Consider the following 244-nt stretch of genomic DNA (forward strand, 5'->3'; position numbering starts at 1 on the left):
TTCCAGCGCGCCCTTCCCACCCGAACGATTTCTTCGATATTCTCTACTGTGAGTTCCAAATCGGTAACAAAGGCGTTTTTGTACAGTAAAGCATTCGTATCTTCCCGTCTAACCTCAATTTGAACGCAATTGACTTTCGGAGAGTCTGCCTGCCCACTCAATGCTAATTGGCTTATTTCACCAACCATGCCGTTCCATTTTCGCTCTGTTCGTGTTTCTACCAGTCCATTCGCCCGCATTAATG

General features: G+C 46.3%; 1 protein-coding gene. It reads right to left on the bottom strand.

Translation table 11 applies throughout. The annotated features are described in order from the left end of the window. Positions 1–244 (bottom strand): hypothetical protein (locus tag FQ664_RS27630; protein WP_218570454.1); only part of this gene is annotated, 244 nt, incomplete at both ends.

Origin of the sequence: Pseudomonas persica (assembly GCF_900291015.1) — a bacterium.
In the GTDB taxonomy this organism is placed as follows: domain Bacteria; phylum Pseudomonadota; class Gammaproteobacteria; order Pseudomonadales; family Pseudomonadaceae; genus Aquipseudomonas.